At 64.2% G+C, this 18,549-nt stretch carries 14 protein-coding genes; 8 read left to right on the top strand and 6 right to left on the bottom strand.

Annotation, left to right across the window (positions count from 1 at the left end; all coding sequences use genetic code 11):
* Window positions 1-92: 92 nt before the first annotated feature.
* Window positions 93-1,187 (bottom strand): N-acetylglucosamine-6-phosphate deacetylase, encoded by a 1,095-nt coding sequence (locus tag AC3ANP_RS03310; protein WP_488331934.1) that lies wholly within the window; start codon window positions 1,185-1,187, stop codon window positions 93-95.
* A 242-nt stretch (window positions 1,188-1,429) separates the two neighbouring features.
* Between AC3ANP_RS03310 and AC3ANP_RS03315 the strand changes: the two genes are divergently transcribed.
* Both AC3ANP_RS03315 and AC3ANP_RS03320 read left to right on the top strand, forming a co-directional pair.
* Complete coding sequence (locus AC3ANP_RS03315; RefSeq protein ID WP_488331935.1) at window positions 1,430-2,410, top strand: AAA family ATPase; 981 nt, start codon at window positions 1,430-1,432, stop codon at window positions 2,408-2,410.
* A 151-nt stretch (window positions 2,411-2,561) separates the two neighbouring features.
* Window positions 2,562-4,919: a S8 family peptidase gene (locus tag AC3ANP_RS03320; protein WP_488331936.1), complete on the top strand. Its 2,358-nt coding sequence runs from the start codon at window positions 2,562-2,564 to the stop codon at window positions 4,917-4,919.
* A 1,648-nt stretch (window positions 4,920-6,567) separates the two neighbouring features.
* Here the strand turns inward: AC3ANP_RS03320 and AC3ANP_RS03325 are convergent.
* On the bottom strand, window positions 6,568-7,641 hold the full coding sequence (locus AC3ANP_RS03325; RefSeq protein ID WP_488331937.1) for a hypothetical protein: 1,074 nt from the start codon (window positions 7,639-7,641) through the stop codon (window positions 6,568-6,570).
* A 144-nt stretch (window positions 7,642-7,785) separates the two neighbouring features.
* Window positions 7,786-8,933 (bottom strand): IS3 family transposase gene (locus AC3ANP_RS03330; RefSeq protein ID WP_488329972.1). Its coding sequence is split into 2 segments (ribosomal slippage): window positions 7,786-8,660 and window positions 8,660-8,933, totalling 1,149 coding nucleotides; the frame shifts between segments, so codons are not numbered across the junction.
* A 119-nt stretch (window positions 8,934-9,052) separates the two neighbouring features.
* Between AC3ANP_RS03330 and AC3ANP_RS03335 the strand changes: the two genes are divergently transcribed.
* On the top strand, window positions 9,053-9,280 hold the full coding sequence (locus AC3ANP_RS03335; protein WP_488331938.1) for a hypothetical protein: 228 nt from the start codon (window positions 9,053-9,055) through the stop codon (window positions 9,278-9,280).
* Window positions 9,281-9,533: 253 nt separating this feature from the next.
* Here the strand turns inward: AC3ANP_RS03335 and AC3ANP_RS03340 are convergent, their stop codons facing one another.
* Window positions 9,534-11,531 carry an ABC transporter ATP-binding protein gene (locus AC3ANP_RS03340; RefSeq protein WP_488331939.1) on the bottom strand — a complete coding sequence of 666 codons (1,998 nt, stop codon included), beginning with the start codon at window positions 11,529-11,531 and terminating at the stop codon, window positions 9,534-9,536.
* Complete coding sequence (locus tag AC3ANP_RS03345) at window positions 11,528-13,267, bottom strand: ABC transporter ATP-binding protein (RefSeq protein WP_488331940.1); 1,740 nt, start codon at window positions 13,265-13,267, stop codon at window positions 11,528-11,530. The genes AC3ANP_RS03340 and AC3ANP_RS03345 overlap by 4 nt, the downstream gene beginning before the upstream one ends.
* Window positions 13,268-13,475: 208 nt before the next feature.
* On the opposite strand from AC3ANP_RS03345, the gene AC3ANP_RS03350 reads away from it, so the two are divergent.
* From AC3ANP_RS03350 to AC3ANP_RS03360, 3 genes are all read left to right on the top strand, one after another.
* Entirely contained in the window at window positions 13,476-13,724 is a 249-nt protein-coding gene (locus AC3ANP_RS03350; protein ID WP_488331941.1) for a hypothetical protein, read from the top strand.
* Window positions 13,725-13,877: 153 nt separating this feature from the next.
* On the top strand, window positions 13,878-14,255 hold the full coding sequence (locus AC3ANP_RS03355) for a VOC family protein (RefSeq protein ID WP_488331942.1): 378 nt from the start codon (window positions 13,878-13,880) through the stop codon (window positions 14,253-14,255).
* An 11-nt stretch (window positions 14,256-14,266) separates the two neighbouring features.
* Window positions 14,267-15,049 carry a VOC family protein gene (locus AC3ANP_RS03360; protein ID WP_488331943.1) on the top strand — a complete coding sequence of 261 codons (783 nt, stop codon included), beginning with the start codon at window positions 14,267-14,269 and terminating at the stop codon, window positions 15,047-15,049.
* A gap of 10 nt (window positions 15,050-15,059) precedes the next feature.
* On the opposite strand, the gene AC3ANP_RS03365 is transcribed toward AC3ANP_RS03360, so the two are convergent.
* Window positions 15,060-15,980 carry a 2-hydroxyacid dehydrogenase gene (locus AC3ANP_RS03365; protein ID WP_488331944.1) on the bottom strand — a complete coding sequence of 307 codons (921 nt, stop codon included), beginning with the start codon at window positions 15,978-15,980 and terminating at the stop codon, window positions 15,060-15,062.
* A 317-nt stretch (window positions 15,981-16,297) separates the two neighbouring features.
* Between AC3ANP_RS03365 and AC3ANP_RS03370 the strand changes: the two genes are divergently transcribed.
* Window positions 16,298-16,978 carry a response regulator transcription factor gene (locus tag AC3ANP_RS03370; protein ID WP_488331945.1) on the top strand — a complete coding sequence of 227 codons (681 nt, stop codon included), beginning with the start codon at window positions 16,298-16,300 and terminating at the stop codon, window positions 16,976-16,978.
* Window positions 16,975-18,447 (top strand): sensor histidine kinase, encoded by a 1,473-nt coding sequence (locus tag AC3ANP_RS03375; protein WP_488331946.1) that lies wholly within the window; start codon window positions 16,975-16,977, stop codon window positions 18,445-18,447. The genes AC3ANP_RS03370 and AC3ANP_RS03375 overlap by 4 nt, the downstream gene beginning before the upstream one ends.
* The last annotated feature ends 102 nt before the right edge of the window (window positions 18,448-18,549 follow it).

The following is an 18,549-nucleotide window of genomic DNA, read 5'->3' on the forward strand; positions in this document are numbered from 1 at the left end:
GTCCACGCCGTCGAGCACGATCCGTCCGGCGTCGAGCTCGTAGAAGCGGCTCTCTGCGGGCCAGGCGGCGAGAAAACGCCTGCCTTACCAGTTCACCTCGCGCCTGAAGGCATTTCCGTCCCGCTTACTACCGCACCGCCACGTAGGACGGCCACAAGCCCAAAGTCCTGGTCAACCACAACTACGTCAGCTCGCATGCCGGCGCGGAGGCTGCCGATCTCGGCTTCTTGGCCGAGGACCCGCGCCGGAACACAGGTTGCGGACGCGACGGCCTCACCGGGGCCCACGCCCGCTTCGATGGTCCGCCGCACCACGTCCAGCAACATGGCGGTGCCTCCGGCCAGGGTTTCGGTTCCCTGCAACGTGGCCGTGCCGGCCCGCACGGAGACGGCTGACCGCCCCAGAGCATAGTCGCCGTCGGGGAGCCCGGCCGCAGCCATCGAATCGGTCACCAGAAGGATGTTGTCCGCTCCGATCAGCGCGAAGACCATCTGCACCGTCTCAGGGGCCAGATGGACGCCGTCGGCCACCAGCTCGACGGCCACCGTGCCGGCGCCGGCCAGCCGGAGACACGCAGCCAGCGGTCCGGGTTTCCGGTGGTGCATCGGCGGCATTCCGTTGAACAGATGGGTCACCGTCGGCCGCGCCGAACGCCCCTCCCACAAATCGAGCCCGGCGGATGCCGCTTCCAGCGAGGCGGCGGCCACCGAGGCGTCCGCGTCGCTATGTCCCAGTGAGGGCGTGACGCCGCTGTCGATCAACATCCGGACGAGCTCGTCGGCACCAGGCAATTCAGGAGCGTAGGTCATCGTCTTCAACCACCCGCCAGCCTCCTGGAGCAGCTGGTGCAGCAACTCGGGGCCAGGATTCCGCAGCCACTCAGGGTTCTGCGCGCCGCACCGGGCTTGGGACAGGAACGGCCCCTCGGCATGGATGCCGGCAATTAGCCCCTCGTCCGCCAACCCCTTCAGCGTCCGGACACCCCTCAGCAGGTCCTCCGACGCTGCCGTGACCAGGCTTGCCAGCAGCGTGGTGGTCCCGTTCCGGTGCAGGAAGTCCACCGCGGCACGGCTGCCGCCGTCGTCCCCGGAAGGAAAGTCGCCCCCGGAGGCCCCGTGGCAATGCAGGTCAGGCGAGGAACAACAGCGTCGCCCAAGTGACAAATAGCGCCGCCAGAACGCCGCCATTTATCGTCGCGAGTCACACCTGTTGCTTTTCGGAGGCTCCCGATGGCGGGTCAAAAACGGTCGTTATTGATGTTCTCGACGAGCCCGTTCCCCTGGCGTTCCAGTGATGGCGGGATCGCTGTGGTCTTGCCGTCCAGTACGCAAACCAGACGTTTACGCTCGCCTCAGGCGAGTAGGGTCAATCCCACTTGATGTATCTGCGACGATATGGTTAGACAAACTTGAAGGAGAAGTGATCGACCGTGGCAAGGGCTGACCTCCTGCTGGCCCTCGTTAAATCCGGGGCTGGTACCGATGACCTTGCTTTCAGGCGCGCAGCTGAGGCCTTGATTGCAGAAGAAGAAGCAAAAAAACATGGTGTTCTGGCGCACCAACTGACCGATGCACTCACGCGCAGACGTCCGTCCGCTTCGAAAGTGACCACACTCGGTCGAAGTGACGAAGCGTCTGGCCTCCTCCACGAGCGAGAGCCGGAACGACGCCTCGCTGATTTAGTTCTGCCGGGGCTAGTTCGTCAACAGTGCGCCGATCTCCTGGAGGAGCATCACCGCAGAGATCTTCTACGTAGTCACGGCGTAGAACCCCGTCACCGACTCCTATTCATAGGCCCTCCTGGCGGCGGTAAAACTTCCCTTGCCGAAGCCGTTGCCACAGAGTTGGCGGTCCCGTTACTGACCGTGCGCTACGAAGGCCTTATTGGCAGCTTCCTCGGCGAAACAGCTTCAAGAATGGAAGCTCTCTTTTCCGCAGTTCGAGTGCGCCCCTGCGTGCTGTTCTTTGATGAGTTCGATGCCGTTGCCAAAGAACGAGGTGATACGCACGAAACGGGAGAAATCAAGCGTGTGGTCAGCTCATTGCTTCTTCAAATCGACAAGCTCCCAAGCCACGTAATTGTCGTAGCCGCCACCAATCATCCTGAACTACTCGACCGCGCTGTGTGGCGCCGGATGCAAATACGCGTCGAGCTTCCTCATCCAACTCGGGCCGGAAAAGTTGAATGGTTGAAATCGTGGTCGGCTAAGACCGGACTCGATTTTGGACTCGCAGCCAGAACAGTTGCGGACCGTCTGCCCGACATCAGCTACGCGGAACTCGAAGAGTTCGCCTTGGATGTGCAACGGAAGACGATCCTGAGCGGACCAGACGCCAGTAGCGGACGAGAAGCGACGCAGCAGCTCTTGGAGCAGTGGACAAAGCGGGCAGGAGCCGACATTGAGTCTTGATGCCACGGGGTCACCGTCCAGCCGGCCTGTTCTCTTCGGTTCCGTAAGTCGGCCACGGTCGGTGAAGGTGACGGGTCGGGGCTCATCCAAAGTTGCATTCCACAACCAAGGTGACCGTATTAGGCGCCTCGGCGAACGTTTCGAAGAAGCAATGGCGGACTTCGGGACTCAGGTTGCGCTCTCTCAGTCCCTCCACGCCACAGACCCACAGCTGGTCCTTGTCTTCGAAGCTCTCGATGAGCAGACAGACCTGGGCAAGGTTGCTGACAGACTGGGATTTGAGATCCTGAACGAGTCCGAAGGTTCCATGTCACCAACTGATGACTTTGGCTTAATATCGGATTCCCCTAGGGATCCTGAGATCAAAACTTGCCTCCATGCTGTCTGCCTAAATCAATCTGCAATGACGCGGTTACTCGCTCTCTGGAAGGAGTGGACCAGAACCGGGCGCGTTGAACGCGGCTATGGCCCGCTCAAGGAGCTTTTCAGTCATCTGAAAGATGTCCGGCCCTGGGGTCCTGCGGACAGATTGAAAGCAATCGATTGGGACCAATACTTCGCCGAGCGTCTGCCGGATCAACTGCATACGTTAGAGATTGAACTTTGGTATAGAAAGTCGCCTGCGCTGCGGCAGAATGCCCAATTAGAAGTCGGAGAACTTGTCAGAGCCGCCGGCGGGACAGTTCTTACTTCGGCAATCATCGGCGCGGTTGGCTATCACGGAATCAAGTGCACCGTTCCCGAAGACTTTGTGCAGAAACTGGCCCAACGCGAGTTCACTCAGGTGCAGGTGGTCAAGTCAGCAAACGTGATGTATCTGCGACTGTCTGGTCAAACTGTTCGGATCGAATCTCCGTCTACAGATGCCGAAACCCCGGATGTGCCGATGCCAACCGGAGTTCCGGTTGTGTGTCTTTTGGACGGCGTACCCGCAGCCAACCATCTCTTGCTATCCGGCCGCGTCATAGTGCACGATCCCGACGATTTGTCATCCGATTCGCAGAACACAGTCGAAGATCGCAAGCATGGCACGTGGATGGCCTCCACAGTGGTGTGGGGCGACAGAGGGGCCAATGAAGCTCCGCTGAATAGGCCTGTACTTGTACGCCCAATATTGTCACCGGCCGCCGACACCGTGGATCGTATTGAAGAAATCAAAGCAAACGATCTAACCCCGGATCTAATGCAACGCGTCTTCCGCGAACTGTATGAGGGCATCGATGGGCAGAACGCAGTGGCCCCCGAGATCGTCGTAATCAATCTGTCAGTGGGAGACCCGACGACGCCCTTTGACTCCGTTCTGTCCTCGTGGGCCCGAACTCTCGACTGGCTAAGTTTTCGATATGGCGTCTTAGTTGTCGTGTCTGCGGGCAACTACGGTGAACTTCCCCTCGGGCCGCTGAAATCGGATTCCATCCAAGAATTGAAGGGCGAAGATCGTAGAGAATCCATACTTGCAGCCCAACACCAGGATCAAGCAAACAGAAGGCTGCTCTCCCCCAGCGAGGCCATCAATGCTCTGACCGTGGGAGCGATGCACGACGACGCGTCTGATCTGAAGCCTGTCGGATACGTGTTTGATCCAAGTGATGGGCTTGCGACCGTAAGCCCTGTAAGCGCGCTTGGGGGAGGATACCGAAGGAGTATCAAACCAGAGGTAACAGCCCCAGGTGGCCGGGTGCTCTTTACCTCGCCCGTGGTCCCCAAGGGGTCACTCACAGTTGCCCGAGCCACCTCGAAAGGCCCAGGTATTCGCGTCGCTTCGTCCACTATTGGACAGGAGTCTTTCACCACCGGCACGAGCCCCGCCGCAGCGCTCGTCACTCGGCAGGCATCACGACTTCATGATGCACTAGACGAAATCGTCAATGGCGTCCCTCTTTCCCGCCATGAACGCGCGGTGGCTATCAAGGCGCTACTGGCGCACGGCGCTCGTCACCCGGAGGGATTCAAAAGCAATTCCTTGCCAGTTGAGAGGGCAATAGGCTTCGGTTCGATCAACCGAGACTACTCGCTGGGATGCTCCGCCAATGAGGCGGTAATTCTTTACCTTGGTAGTTTGGGGGCCGCTGAAGAACAGGATCTTCTGTTACCACTTCCCGAAGGGTTGAATGTCAGGGAAACGAAACGCATCACGGCAACTCTTGCATGGCTGAGTCCGGTCAACTGGCAACATCGCCAATATCGGAGGGCCGCCATGAGTTTCACTAAGCCCACGGGAACGCCAAAATTGGACACTCCTGTCGACCTCTCAGACGATGACGCTAAGCGCGGCAGTGGCACCATCAAGCATCTGACATGGGAGACCGAGAAGGCCTTCGCCACGGGCCAAGGATCCAATGTGGCCCTCAAGGTGAAGTGCTTGGAGCAAGCCGGTGGACTGGCGGGAGAACGAATACCCTACGCGGTGGCGCTATCGCTGTGGGTGGCGCCAACGCTAAACGTTGACGTCTACGCCCAAGTCAGACAACAAGTCATGCCTCAAGTGACCGTGCGTCCAGGCATCTGAGCAGGACAAGTGCTGTTCCGTATCGGGCCGGCGCAAAAATTGAAGCAGGGCCGACTTGAGCCTGCTCGGCCCTGAATTTCGGTCGCGCAGCAGCTGCGCGACGCGCAGGAGCTGATCGGTTCGTCCATGATGACGGATTCCAGTTCCTAGGTCGCGTCCTAGTTCCCGTCAAACTCGGCCATGATGAGCGCCTCATCGATGGTGTAGCCCTTGCCGAGGGCACCGGATTAGTTCTAATGCGATGGAACGTGAAATTCTTCGACCTAAAGATGCGCCTGTGCCACTTCATGACGCATGTCGTAAGCGCTCAACTTCAGCACCGCGGCGGTCAGGTTCAGTGGGGTCAAACAGACAGATATGCTGGCTGGAAACAGCATGGCTACAGGTAGCCGGTAGCGTTTCCCACTAAGAGCCCTGTGCTCGTGCGTCAAGGAGAGTCAGAGACGTGGTCGAAAAGTCCTGGGTGGATTTTGCCCAGTTCAGCCTTAACCTTTTCCTTGCGATAGTCACTGTCTCTTTGTTCATCCAAGGACAGGGGGACAGACGACGGATAGCTGAGGATCGCAGGCGTGAACAGGCCTCCAAGGTCAGTGTCCACCGGTTTGATCGCTCAGAGCAGTCAAGATCTGATTCTTATCGCATACTTGGAACGCGTGTCGAAGTTCGCAACGACTCGGACGCTTCAATTTCGAGAGTCCATGCAGTCCACATGACTCTGCCATGGTGGCACGACGTTAAGAACGCTCGCGGTAAAGACCGCGTTGACCCCTGCCGAAGGCAAGACATACGCTTCGCTGGCCATGCCGAACCCGGTTTCAACGACATTTCGATCCCCCCGGGACAGAACGTTCACTATGACGGCGCCCCTCTTTCCGGCCAAAGCATCCTGCTGTACTTCACAGACGGGGCGGGTATTCAGTGGGTCAAGCGAGACGGCCAACTCTGGAGATTTACCACGGACACACACTGGCTAAGTCGGCTGTACCAGTGGATTTATTTCAGACGGGGAACGCGATGGCTTGTTGGTTGGCTACTTCCCTACGCGCGACTGAGGTTCAACAAGATGGCGCCGGCTGTCCCGTTGTCGGCCCGGGCGGCCACGTTCCTTCTAGGCACAACCCCTGTCCCAGGTGGCGTGAGTGAGCCGTGGCTGATGCCTCTCAAGGCTCCAGAGAAGGACTGGCCGTACGAAGAGTGGATCAACGCAATTTACGTCAACCGGGCAGGCAGCGCAGATGCCGCTGCCGATCACGTCGACGCTGGCGAAACGCCTCAACCCTAAACGATTGCAAACACTGTCCTATCTCCCTGGAACTGGAACACCCAGTGAGACGACGATCCCCGCGGAACGGGTCCGCGATATGACTGGTAGCCCCAAGGCGGTTAAAACGCAGCTTGGAATCGTTGAAGAGAGTAGGAGACCCAATGTGTGCTTCATATTCTCAGTTTGACGATGGAAACTGTCGGCCCGCGGGGAAGAATCAGGCTGCCAGCAACGAAGACCTGGGAACCAAACAGACCTGCCTTGGTGCGTTCGGAAAGCCCGTTCCCCTATACTCGGGCAAGGCAGGCGAAAGTGTCGAAATACGATCTTCCCGCAAGGAGCTCGGCGTACTCAGCCGAGGCTCCGAGGGAAGGGGAAAGCCCATCACCTCTCCCCTAGCAGCTTCACAAGGGCGGCAACGCCTCGGCTTCGTCCCCGTTCTTCATCGATCTGCAGGTCTACTTCTGCCTCAAGTTCAGCTGCGAGCTCGCTAAGGATCCGCTCGAAGTCTTCGAACTCTGACTCGAAGTCCGCCAGGGATTGAAACGCGGTCAGCGCATCCGGACACCTTCGTGTCCCGCCGGCCCACTCGTCCCATCGCCTGAGGATGGCCCAGGTTGGAATTCTTGGTTGCGGACCGAAACCTGCAGGAGACCGGTAGGCCATGCGAATGATATCCATCTCCGAGAAGTCCGTGCGACGCAATGCGGCCAGAAATTGTCGAGAGTATCCAAGCATTTCGTGTGTGCGCCCGACCCTACTTGCGATGTAGTCGGCAATCAGCAACGGCAACTCCTCCAACACAAGATCTCGCCGCAGCGCCATCGCCATCTGAGCCTGCAACTCGGAGCCAGAGTCGTAGGAGCCATCCGCTAATGCCGGAGGTTCCATCTCCATACGCTCATAGATGCGAGCCCGTGTGGCCAAAGAATCGCGACCCCAAGAACGGGTCCGCGGCCTGAGCAAGTCCAGGAACTCCGCCGTAATCGACGCATATAAGTGCGCTACGATTCGCAACGCTTCCGGACGGCGTTCTTCGCGGTGATACATCTCATTGCGGTACTCGTGAAGCCGTGAGATAGCCCTGACGTATTCAGCAGGAATGTCGCCGTGCCAGGCAAGGAAGCGAAGCTTCTCGCTGAAGTCCTTTTCAATCTTTCCGATCTGGCTCTTCGATAATGACCAATGAACGTGCTCACCCTCACCGCGCATTGCCTTCTCTGACTGAATCTGCGTCGTATCCCTCAGGTCAGCTTTCACTTGCCGATCCGGGGGGATCCAGCTGGGCGTAACGGAAGTAAACTGCCATCGAGACAGCTCTTTGATCTTCCGAACCATCAAGGTTTCGATAGCACTGTCAAACAAGAGAAATCCCACGCGAAGATCCTCCGGTGTGCCCCGTCGTATCAGGTCCTTTGCGGTGAAGACCTGAGCTGAAATTTCGGCTGCTCGTTGCATATGCCCTGTTCCTATCGACAAATCCCGGCGGCGAGAGCGCTGGGCACCACCACCGCATCGGTGATCGCCATCGTCGACACCCTTTTTTGGTGAGCCTCTGCACCACGGACCGGAGTGGTTGGGCCCCCGTTAGCAGTCCAGCGTCTATGCGATAGCTAATTGGTTTTCTTGGGTCCAGTTTTCCCAGTAGCGTTTCGGCGTCATGCCGTCCAGGGATCCGTGGGGCCGTTCATGATTGTAGATAGCTTTCCATTCCTCGGCCAAATACTTCGCTTCGGCCATGGTGTCCATGATTTCTCCGGCGAGTTGTTCCCTTCTGAATTGGGCGTTGAAGGATTCGATGAAGCCGTTCTGCCAGGGTGAGCCCGGGTCGATGAATGCGGTGTCGACCCCGGCGGTGTTGCACCACTCGATCAGTGCGGCGGCGGTGAATTCCGGACCGTTGTCGCAGCGGACGTATGTCGGGGAGGTGCCGGTTTCGGCGATGATGTTCTCCAGCACCGCGACCACGTCGGTGGCTTTGAAGGACCGGCGCGGGATGATGGCCAGCGCGGTGCGGGTGTACTCATCGATGACGTTGAAGAACCGGATGTGCCGGCCGCAGGAGGTCACATCGGACTGGAAGTCGAAGCTGACCACGTGCATCGGGTACTCGGCCGTGAGGCGCTTCTGTTCACCGGCGCCGGGCCCGGTGCGGCGCTTCTTCCGCGCCCTGGGTTTACAGACCAGGCCTTCGTCGCGCCAGAGCCGCCGCACCCGCTTCCGGTTCAGCGCCACGCCGTCCCACTCTGGCTGGGCGAGCAGGTGCCAGCGGGCCTTCCGCCAGCCCCACGCGGGGTGCTGCCCGGCGACGGTGCGCAGGGCTGCGCGGAGCCGGGCTTCCTCAAAGCCCATGTCGGGTTTCTTCTTGCGGAACGCTGACCGGTTCTGGCCCAGTAGCGCGCACGCGAAGCGTTCGGACGCCCCGAACTTCTCCACCGCCATGCGCACGGCACGGCGGCGGGGTTCGGGGCTCAGAATTTTCCCTTGGCCACCTCGTTCAGGATGTCGATGGCCAGTTCCTTCTCCGCCAGCAGCCGCTTGAGCCGGGCGTTCTCCTTCTCCAGCTCCTTGGTCCGTTTGGACGCCTCGGCGTTCTTCTCGGACCCGTACTGGTTCAACCAGCGGTACCAGGTCGCCTCGGTGATTTGGAGCTCCTTGATGACTTCGACCATAGGGCGCCCGTCGTTGAGCATCTTCTGGCCCTGCCGGACCTTGGCGATGACCTGCTCGGGGGTATGTCTGCGTGCCATGATTCGTGAATTTCCTCCTGTGTCCATTCTCGGACACGAAACTCACACAAACACTGGACTCCTACCCGGGGACCCAACCAGGAGGTCGTCCAGGTTCTCCGGGCGAGGTGGTCCATACTGTGTACGACGAGGGTATCGCCTTCGCCGCTGGAAGGAGGACGTTCCTCGAGCTGGGGCCGTTCGGTGTCCTTGTCCGTGAAGATTCCGTCTCGCTGAACACCTTCGAGCCGACGCTGCGTTTCGGTAGGCTGGACCGTGATGTATCCGATGTGCTGCCCGGTCATTTTCGATTCCTGGCGAAGAGTGTCAGGTTGAAATCTGAGATGCCGGGTATCAAGCGTCAATAAATGTCCAATGTCAACCCAACCTGACACCGATGACTGCACCTCCCTGACGTCCAGCTGAGATATGCCCTAACCAAACAGCCACGAGATGGAAGAGCCGGAGTGCCGATCCGGGGCGGGTGAGAGCATTCGCCCAAGTGGCTGCCCGTTGGAAAAGACCAGCAGAGTGCCGATCTCGCCTCCCGCCCGCTGTCGTACCGTGGATACACTCTCGTGCATCGCACCTGACGGGCAGGCGGCCCAGCGGTCCACCGCTTTAGACCTCCGCCACGGGAGCCGCGAACTGGGCCTCGTACAGCGCGGCATACGCCCCGCCCGCCTCCAGCAGTGACGCGTGCGTCCCCTGCTCCACGATCTGGCCGGCCTCCATCACCAGGATGAGGTCGGCGTCGCGGATGGTGGAGAGCCGGTGGGCGATGACGAACGATGTCCGGTCCGAGCGAAGTGCGCTCATCGCCTTCTGCACCAGCACCTCGGTACGGGTATCCACCGAGGACGTCGCCTCGTCCAGGATCAGCACCGAGGGCCGGGCCAGGAACGCCCGGGCGATGGTCAGCAGCTGCTTCTCCCCCGCCGAAACGTTGGCTCCCTCGTCGTCGAGTACCGTGTCGTAGCCCTGCGGCAGGGATTTCACGAACCGGTCCACGTAGGTCGCCTTCGCCGCCTCCAGGATCTCCTCCTCCGAAGCGCCGGGACGGCCGTAGGCGATGTTGTCCCGGATGGTCCCGCCGAACAGCCAGGTGTCCTGCAGCACCATGCCCATCCGCGAGCGCAGCTCGTGCCGGGCCATCGCGGCGACGTCCACGCCGTCGAGGGTGATCCGCCCGGCGCCGAGCTCGTAGAACCGCATCATCAGGTTCACCAGCGTGGTCTTGCCCGCCCCGGTCGGGCCCACGATCGCCACGGTCTGCCCCGGCTCCGCCACCAGGCTCAGGTTAAAAATCAGCGGCTTGTCCGGCGAGTACGCAAAGGACACGTTCTCGAACACCAGCCGGCCCCGGCCCCCAGAAGGCGCCTCACCGGGGACCGGATCCGCCGACTGCTCCTCGGTGTCCAGCAGCTCGAACACCCGCTCCGCCGACGCCACCCCGGACTGCAGCAGGTTCGCCATCGAGCCCAGCTGGGCCAGCGGCTGGGTGAACTGCCGCGAGTACTGGATGAACGCCTGCACATCCCCCAGCTGCATCGCCCCGGACGCCACCTGCAGCCCGCCCACCACGGCGATCCCCACATAGACCAGGTTCCCGATGAACGTCATGGCCGGCATGATCAGGCCGGAAATGAACTGCGCACCGAAGCTGGCCTGATACAGCTCCGCGTTCTTCTGCCGGAACCGCTCCTCCACCTCGCGCTGCCGGCCGAAGACCTTCACCAGCGCATGCCCGGTGTAGGTCTCCTCGATCTGGCCGTTCAGCTCACCGGTGTTCTTCCACTGCGCCACGAACAGCTTCTGCGAACGCTTGGCGATCACCGCCGTCGTCACCAGGGTCAGCGGGATGGTCACCAGGGCAATGATGGCCAGCGTCGGCGAGAGGATCACCATCATCACCAGCACGCCGGCCACGGTCAGCACCGAGGTCACCGCCTGGCTGATGGACTGCTGCAGGCTCTGGGAGATGTTGTCGACGTCGTTGGTCACCCGGCTGAGGAGCTCGCCGCGCTGCACGGTGTCGAAGTAGCGCAGCGGAAGCCGGTTGATCTTCGCCTCGATCCGTTCGCGCAGCCGGTACACCGTCCGCTGCACCACGCCGTTGAGGATATATGCCTGCATCCACATAAAAGCGGACGCCAGCACGTAGAGCGCCAGCGCCCACAGCAGCACCGAGGACAGCGCGGCGAAGTCGATCCCGGTCCCGGGGGTCAGCGCCATGGCACTGAGCATGTCCGCCTTTTGGTTCTCCCCCGCGGCCCGCAGCTGCGCGACCAGCTGGGCTTTGCTCACCCCGGCAGGCAACTGCTTGGACACGACGCCGGAGAAGATCAGGTTGGTGCCCTCCCCGAGCAGCCGCGGCCCGATCACGGAGAGCGTCACGCTCACGACGGCGAGGAGCAGTACCAGCGTCAGCCAGATCCGCTCGGGGCGGAGTTCGCCCAGCAGCCGTTTCGCGGACGGGCCGAAGTTCATCGCCTTCTCCGCCGGGACGTTCATCCCGGCGAACGGTCCGCCGCGGCCCGGACCGCCGACCGGACGCGGAATCCGGGGCGGCGGCTCGCTCGACGCCGCCGGAGCCGGCGCCTTATCGACCTTGCTCATGCCGCCTCCTCCGCCGCCAGCTGGGAATTCACGATCTCCTGGTAGGTCTCCGAGGTCTCCAGCAGCTGCTCGTGCGTGCCGTGCGCGACGATCCTGCCGTCGTCGAGCACCAGGATCTGGTCCGCGTCCGCGATGCTGGAGACCCGCTGGGCGATGATCACCAGCGTCGCGCCGGCGGTGTGCTGCTTGAGCGCCTGCCGCAGCCGGGCGTCCGTGGCCGTGTCCAGTGAGGAAAACGAGTCGTCAAAGATGTAGAGCTCGGGCCGTTTCACCAGCGCCCGGGCAATCGCGATCCGCTGCAGCTGCCCGCCGGAGACGTTGGTGCCGCCCTGTGAGATGGGCGCGTCCAGCCCGCCCTCCATCGCGCGGACAAAGTCCTCGGCCTGCGCGATCGCCAGTGCCTGCCAGAGTTCGTCCTCGGTGGCGTCCGGCTTGCCGTAACGCAGGTTGCTGCGCACCGTGCCGGAGAACAGGTACGGCTTCTGCGGGACCAGGCCGATGTGCCCCCAGAGCAGGTCCGGGTGCAGTTCGCGCACGTCCACGCCGTCGATCCGCACCGCGCCGGAGGTGGCGTCGAAGAGCCGCGGCATCAGGTTCACCAGGGTGGTCTTGCCGGAGCCGGTGGACCCGATGATCGCCGTCGTCTGCCCGGCGCGGGCGGTAAAGCTCACGTCCGAGAGCACCGGCGCCTCGGCACCCGGGTAGGCGAACCCGACGTCGCGCATCTCCAGCTCGCCGCGGGCAACCCGGCCGGACAGGCTGACGGGCTGCGCGGGCGGCCGGACACTCGATTCGGTGCCCAGCACCTGCCCGATCCGGTCCGCCGAAACCGCGGCCCGCGGGATCATGATCGCCATGAACGTGGCCATCATGACGGACATCAGGATCTGCATCAGGTAGCTCAGGAACGCGATCATGGTGCCCACTTGCATGGACCCGTCCTCGATCCGGTACGCGCCGAACCAGATCACCGCCACGGACGAGACATTCAGCACCAGCATCACGGTAGGGAACGCCAGCGCCATCAGCCGGCCGGCGCGCAGCGCGGTGTCCGTGACGTCCTCGTTGGCGCGGGCAAAGCGGGCTGTTTCCACCTCTTCGCGGACGAAGGCGCGGACCACGCGGATGCCGGTCAGCTGCTCGCGCAGCACCCGGTTGACCGAGTCGATCCGGGTCTGCATCAGCCGGAACAACGGCACCATGCGGGTCACGATCAGGCCGACTGCGATCAGCAGCACCGGCACGCTGACCGCGATCAGCCAGGACAGCTGCACATCCTGCCGGATGGCCATGATGACGCCGCCGATGCTCAGCATCGGCGCGGTGACCATCAGGGTGGCGGACATCAGCACCAGCTGCTGGACCTGCTGGACGTCGTTGGTGGACCGGGTGATCAGGCTGGGCGCGCCGAACCGGGTCACCTCCTGCTCGGAGAACTCCGCGACCCGGCCGAAAATGGCTCCGCGCACGTCCCGGCCCAGGGCCATCGCGGCCTTGGCGCCGAAGTAGACGGCGGTGATGGTGCACGCGATCTGCAGCAGCGTGATCATCAGCATCATGCCGCCGGTGCGCAGGATGTAATCAGTGTCCCCGCGCGCCACGCCCTGGTCGATGATGTCCGCGTTCAGGGTGGGCAGGTACAGCGAAGCGATGGACGCCGCCAGCTGGAAGACGACGACGGCGAGCAGCAGCCGGCGCTGCGGCCTCAGGTATTCAACGAGCAGTTTCCAGAGCATCCGGTCTCCACTTCACGCGTCCACACACCATGCCGCCAGCCCCCACACGGTGATCCGGAGGTCAGTTTACGTCCGGAAGCTGGGCGTGTGCCGGGTTCCTCTCAGGGCGGATTCCGGCGGCCCTTGCCGGTCCGCAGCCGTGGTGCTACTACGTACCTATCGGCCGGTACACCGCCGCCGAGCACAAAGTCTTTGGATGTGGTTTCCGATGGATCAGGCCACCCTTCTGCTGTACGCAGCAGGTTACGTCGCGGCGGTGGTTACGGCTTTTCTGATCTATCTGCCGCTGCTGCTGGGCGTCGTCCTGATGCTGGCCGTCACCGGCGTGATGTCCCTGGCGGTGGTCCTGGTCAAGGCCGTCGCCGTCGGGCTGTTCCGGCTCCTGGCCCGCGGGTTCCGCAGCATTGCCGCGCACCTGCACGGCGTCCCGGGAGGCCACGGACTGGCGCCGCGCTGACGGCGGCCCTCTTGCGCGCCTCCCCATGGCGCCCTAGCGTGAGGGGTCCCGGCCGGAACACTACCCTCCGCAAAGGACGCGCGATGCAAGACACCAGCAGCTTTGAGCCTGCCCCCGCGCTCGTCACCGGCTCCGACCGGCGGGACAGCTAGCGTGGCGCTGCGCATCGGGTCCATCGTGATCCGGGTGGACAACCTCGAACGCCAGCTGGATTTCTGGCAGGCCGCCCTGGGCTATGTGCCGCGGCAGGAACCGGAGGACGGGTTTGTGATTCTGCAGCCGCCGGGCGGGAACGGCACCTGCATCTCGTTGGACCGCGTACCCGCGGCCCGGCAGATTCCGCCACGCCTGCACCTGGACCTGTACGCGGAGGACCAGGCCGCCGAGGTGCAGCGGCTCCTCGGCCTGGGGGCCACCCGCGTGCAGTGGGATAAGCGGCCCGCGGACGCGGACTACGTGATCCTCGCCGATCCCGAGGGCAACCGGTTCTGCGTGGTGGACACCGCCGGCACAGGCACCCCGCCGGGATAGGATCGGGCCGCATGACGCTGCGACTGGTCCAGGTGAACTTCAAGGCCCGCGACGACGACGCCCTCGGCCGGTTCTGGGCGGCGGCGCTCGGCTGGAGTGTCTCCAGCGAGGGGCCCGGCGTGACCAACGTGGAACCGGTGGGGTTTAACTGGCCGGACCCCTCGGCCGTCTGCGTCGATGTCGTCACCGTGCCGGATCCCGACACTGTGCGGTACCGCGCGCAGCTTGGGCTCGCCAGCACATCAGCGGCGCAGCACGCGGCGCTGGTGGCCCGGCTGCTGGAGCTGGGCGCGACACGGCCGGATGCCACCCCAGCCGGTGCAAACCCAGCCGGTGCGACCCCTGCCGGTGCCGCCGACGGCGAGTTGCCGTGGACCGCACTGGCCGACCCGGAGGGCAACCTGTTCCGGGTGCTGGCGCCGCGGGAGGTGTACCGGGACACCGGACCGATTGCCGCCGTCGTGGTCGACTGCGCGGAGCCGACCGTCCTTGCGGAGTTCTGGGGTGAGGCGACGGACTGGGTGCTGCATGAGCTGACGCAGGACCGGGCGCGGCTGCGCTCGGCGCAGGGCGTCGGCCCGTACCTGGAGTTCCGCCGCGTGCCCGCCGCGGAGCCGGCGCCCGGCCGGGTCCACCTCGACCTCAAGCCGTACCCCGGTGCCGACCAGGCCGCGGAAGTGGCCCGGCTGCTGGCGCTGGGCGCGATGGAGGCCAACGTCGGCCAGGGTGACGTGTCATGGGTGTGCCTGGCCGATCCGGAGGGCAACGAGTTTTGCGTCCTTGCCCCGGGCTGAGCCCGCCGGCTTAGCCGTTCAGCACCACGTTGACCGGCGGTTTACCGGCCAGCATCAGGTCGATCTGGCGCTGCAGCAGCCGGCCCATCCGTGGGGGCATCGCCGAGCTGGCGCCGCCCACATGCGGGCTGATGATGACCCCCGGAATGTCCCAGAGCGGGTGGTCCTGTGGCAGCGGCTCCGGGTCCGTGACGTCCAGGGCGGCGCGGAGCCGGCCGGAGGCGGTGTGCCGGACCAGCGCATCGGTGTCCGCGACGGGCCCGCGGGCCACGTTGACCAGCAGCGCGCCGTCGGGCATCGCGGCGAGGAAGGCGTCATCGACGAGGTGCCGGGTGGAGTCGCTGAGCGGCACCACGACCACCACGATGTCGTGCTCCGGCAGCAGGGCGGGCAGCGCGGCGATGCCGTGGATCCGGCCGCGGTCGTCGGTGCGCTCCCTGCTGGCCACCCTGGTCACGGTGGCCTCGAACGGCAGCAGCCGGTCCTCGATCGCCTTGCCCACGCCGCCGTAGCCGATGATCAGCACGCGCTGGTCCGCCAGGCTCGACGTCGGCCGGCTCTCCCAGATCCGCTCGCGCTGGTTCTGCAAGGTCCGCGGAAGGTCCCGCTGGCTGGCCAGGATCAGGGCGAGGGTCAGCTCTGCGGTGGCCGTTTCATGGACGGTGGAGGCGTTGGCGAACAGCCGGCCGGCGGGCAGGAACTCCTCCACGCCGTCGTAGCCGATTGACTGGCTCTGCACCAGGCCGCTGTCCACGGCGTCCAGCGCGCGCAGGACCTCCTTGGATCCCATGTACGGCGGAACCACGATGTCGATGCGCGGCTGCGGCGGCGCTCCGGTCAGGTCCCACTCCAGCAGGGTGACCTCCGGCTGCGGGGTGAGATACTCGCGCAGGGTCGGATCCGGCAGGCTAACAGTAATATTCCTCGGCATAGCTGCCAGCCTAGCGGCACCCAGCGGTGCTTTTGGCGCAAGGGGGGTGACGCGGGCCCCGTCGCAGGAGCACCATGGGAGGACACCGGATCCATCACCACTCACGGATGCCGGACCTCGCACACGGATGATCGCCATGTCCGCACTACGCCCGCCTGATGGGCAGACCGGGGCTGCTGGGGCCCCTGACCTTCCTCCCAGCTCATGCAGGAGACGCCACAGATAGCTAGCAGGCCTGACGTTCCGGGGCCCGCGGGGAGCACCGTCCGGTGCGCCCGGCGGCCCATCCCGGAGCCGGGCATTTCTCTGGAGTCGACGTGATCCGCATCCTTATCGCCGAAGACGAAGAACGCATCTCCCGGTTCATCGAGAAGGGCCTGCGCGCCGCCGGATTCGCCCCCACGGTCGTGACCGACGGGGTGGCGGCCGTGGACTACGCCGCCAGCGGCCAGTTCGATCTCCTGATCCTGGACGTCGGACTCCCCCGGCTCGACGGCTTCACCGTCCTGGCTGCGCTCCGCAAGAACGGCGTCGACCTTCCGGTCATCATTCTCACCGCCCGGGGCTCCGCGGCGGACACAGTCGCCGGCCTGGACGGCGGCGCGGACGACTACATGACCAAACCGTTCCACTTCGACGAACTCGTTGCCCGGATCCGGCGCCGGGTCCGCCCCGGGGAGAACAACGACCCGCCCGCGGACCACCTCCTGCGCTACGGGGTCCTGGAACTGAACCTGCACACCCGCACGGTCAGCGTCGGGGACAAGACCATGGAACTCTCGGCCCGCGAGTTCGCCCTGGTTGAAATGTTCCTGCTCAATCCCGGACAGGTCCTGAGCCGGCAGCAACTGCTCAGCCACGTGTGGGGCTATGACTTTGACGGGACCTCCAATGTGGTGGACGTCTACGTCCGCCAGGTGCGGCAAAAGATCGGCGCGGACCGCATCGTCACCACCCGCGGCGCCGGCTACCGGCTCGCCGGGGAAGCGAACCCGTGACGGCGCCCGACCCCGCCGATCTGGGCCCGTCCGGCTGGAGCGCGAAGTTCCACTCGGTGCGCTTCCGGGTGGTGGCCGCCATGCTGGGCATGATGTTCGCCGGACTGGTCACGGCCGGACTGATCGCCTTCATTGTCCAGTTCCAGGACTCGGACGCCCGCGTTGACCAGGCGATCCTGGACAAGGGCAACACCCTGATCAAGCTCGTGAACGCCAACAGCGACGGCAGCAGCACTTCCTACAGCAGCCGGCTGCGTGACGCCGCCGAGGACATCGCACCGCGCAGCAACGAGGTGATGGCCGCCATCGTCGACGGCCGCGTCGCCTGGATCATCGAGGGGAATCCGGACAAGCCCCTGCTCGGCGATGCCCTGCTGCCCGCCGTCGCCCGCCTCCCGGACCCGGCCGGCGCAGCCTTCGACGCCTACGATTCGGACGGCGATCCGCTCCGGACCGTGGTCCTGCCGGTGAAGGGGACGGCGGGTCAAAGTACCGGCACCTTCCTGCTGCTGGGCCGGGACGCCGTGGACCAGCGGGACCACAACGTGGCCTCGGTCCAGACCTATTCCCTGGTGGCCGCGGGGACCCTGCTCGGCGCGGCCCTGATCGGCGCACTGGTGGCCGGCCGCCTGCTGGACCCGCTGCGGCGGCTGCGCGAAGCGACCCAGGTGGTCAGCCATGAGGACCTCACCCAGCGGGTGGACGTGCGCGACGGCGAGGACGACGTGACGCTGCTGGCCAAGACCTTCAACACCATGCTGGAACGACTCGATGACGGCGCCCGGCAGCAGCAGCAGTTCCTCGACGACGCCGGCCACGAGCTGCGGACGCCGCTCACCATCCTGCGCGGACACCTCGAACTGGTGTCCGTCGAGGACCCCGCCGATGTGATCGCCACCCGGGAGGTACTGCTCGAAGAAGTGGACCGGATGCAGCGGCTGGTGGACGACCTGCTGGTACTCGCCAACGCCGGCCACCCCGACTTCATCCGAAGAACCCCGGTCCTGGTCCCGGAGCTCCTGCACCAGGTAATGGAGAAGGTCCGGGTCCTCGCGGACCGCCGCTGGCAGCTCGACGAAAGCGCCGACGTCGTGGTGGAGGCAGACGGGCAGCGCCTCACCCAGGCGCTGGTCCAGCTGGCTGCCAACGCGGTCAAACACACCGGGCGCTCCGCCACCATCGCCCTGGGCAGCCGGATCGAGGGGCCCGCAGCGGCCGGTGGCGACACCCTGGCGCTGTGGGTCCGGGACACCGGGGCGGGCATCGCCGAAAAGGACCAGCAGCGGATCTTTGAGCGTTTCGGCCGCGCCGGGACCGGCCGCGGCGAGGAAGGCTCCGGCCTTGGCCTGGCGATCGTCACCGCCATCGCCGAAGCCCACGGCGGCACCGCCAGCGTCGAATCCAGCTCCGGCGAAGGATCCCGCTTCCTGATCCGGATCCCGCTGCAGGCCGCCCGCGCGAAGCTCTGACCGGCAGCCTGCCCGCCCCGCAGACATTATGAAGACTCCTTAATCCTGCCCTCATCCGGTCCTCACGATCGCGGAGCACGCTGGTCCTTGAGATCAACTTCC

It is taken from the genome of Arthrobacter sp. JB02-1C (assembly GCF_057748045.1).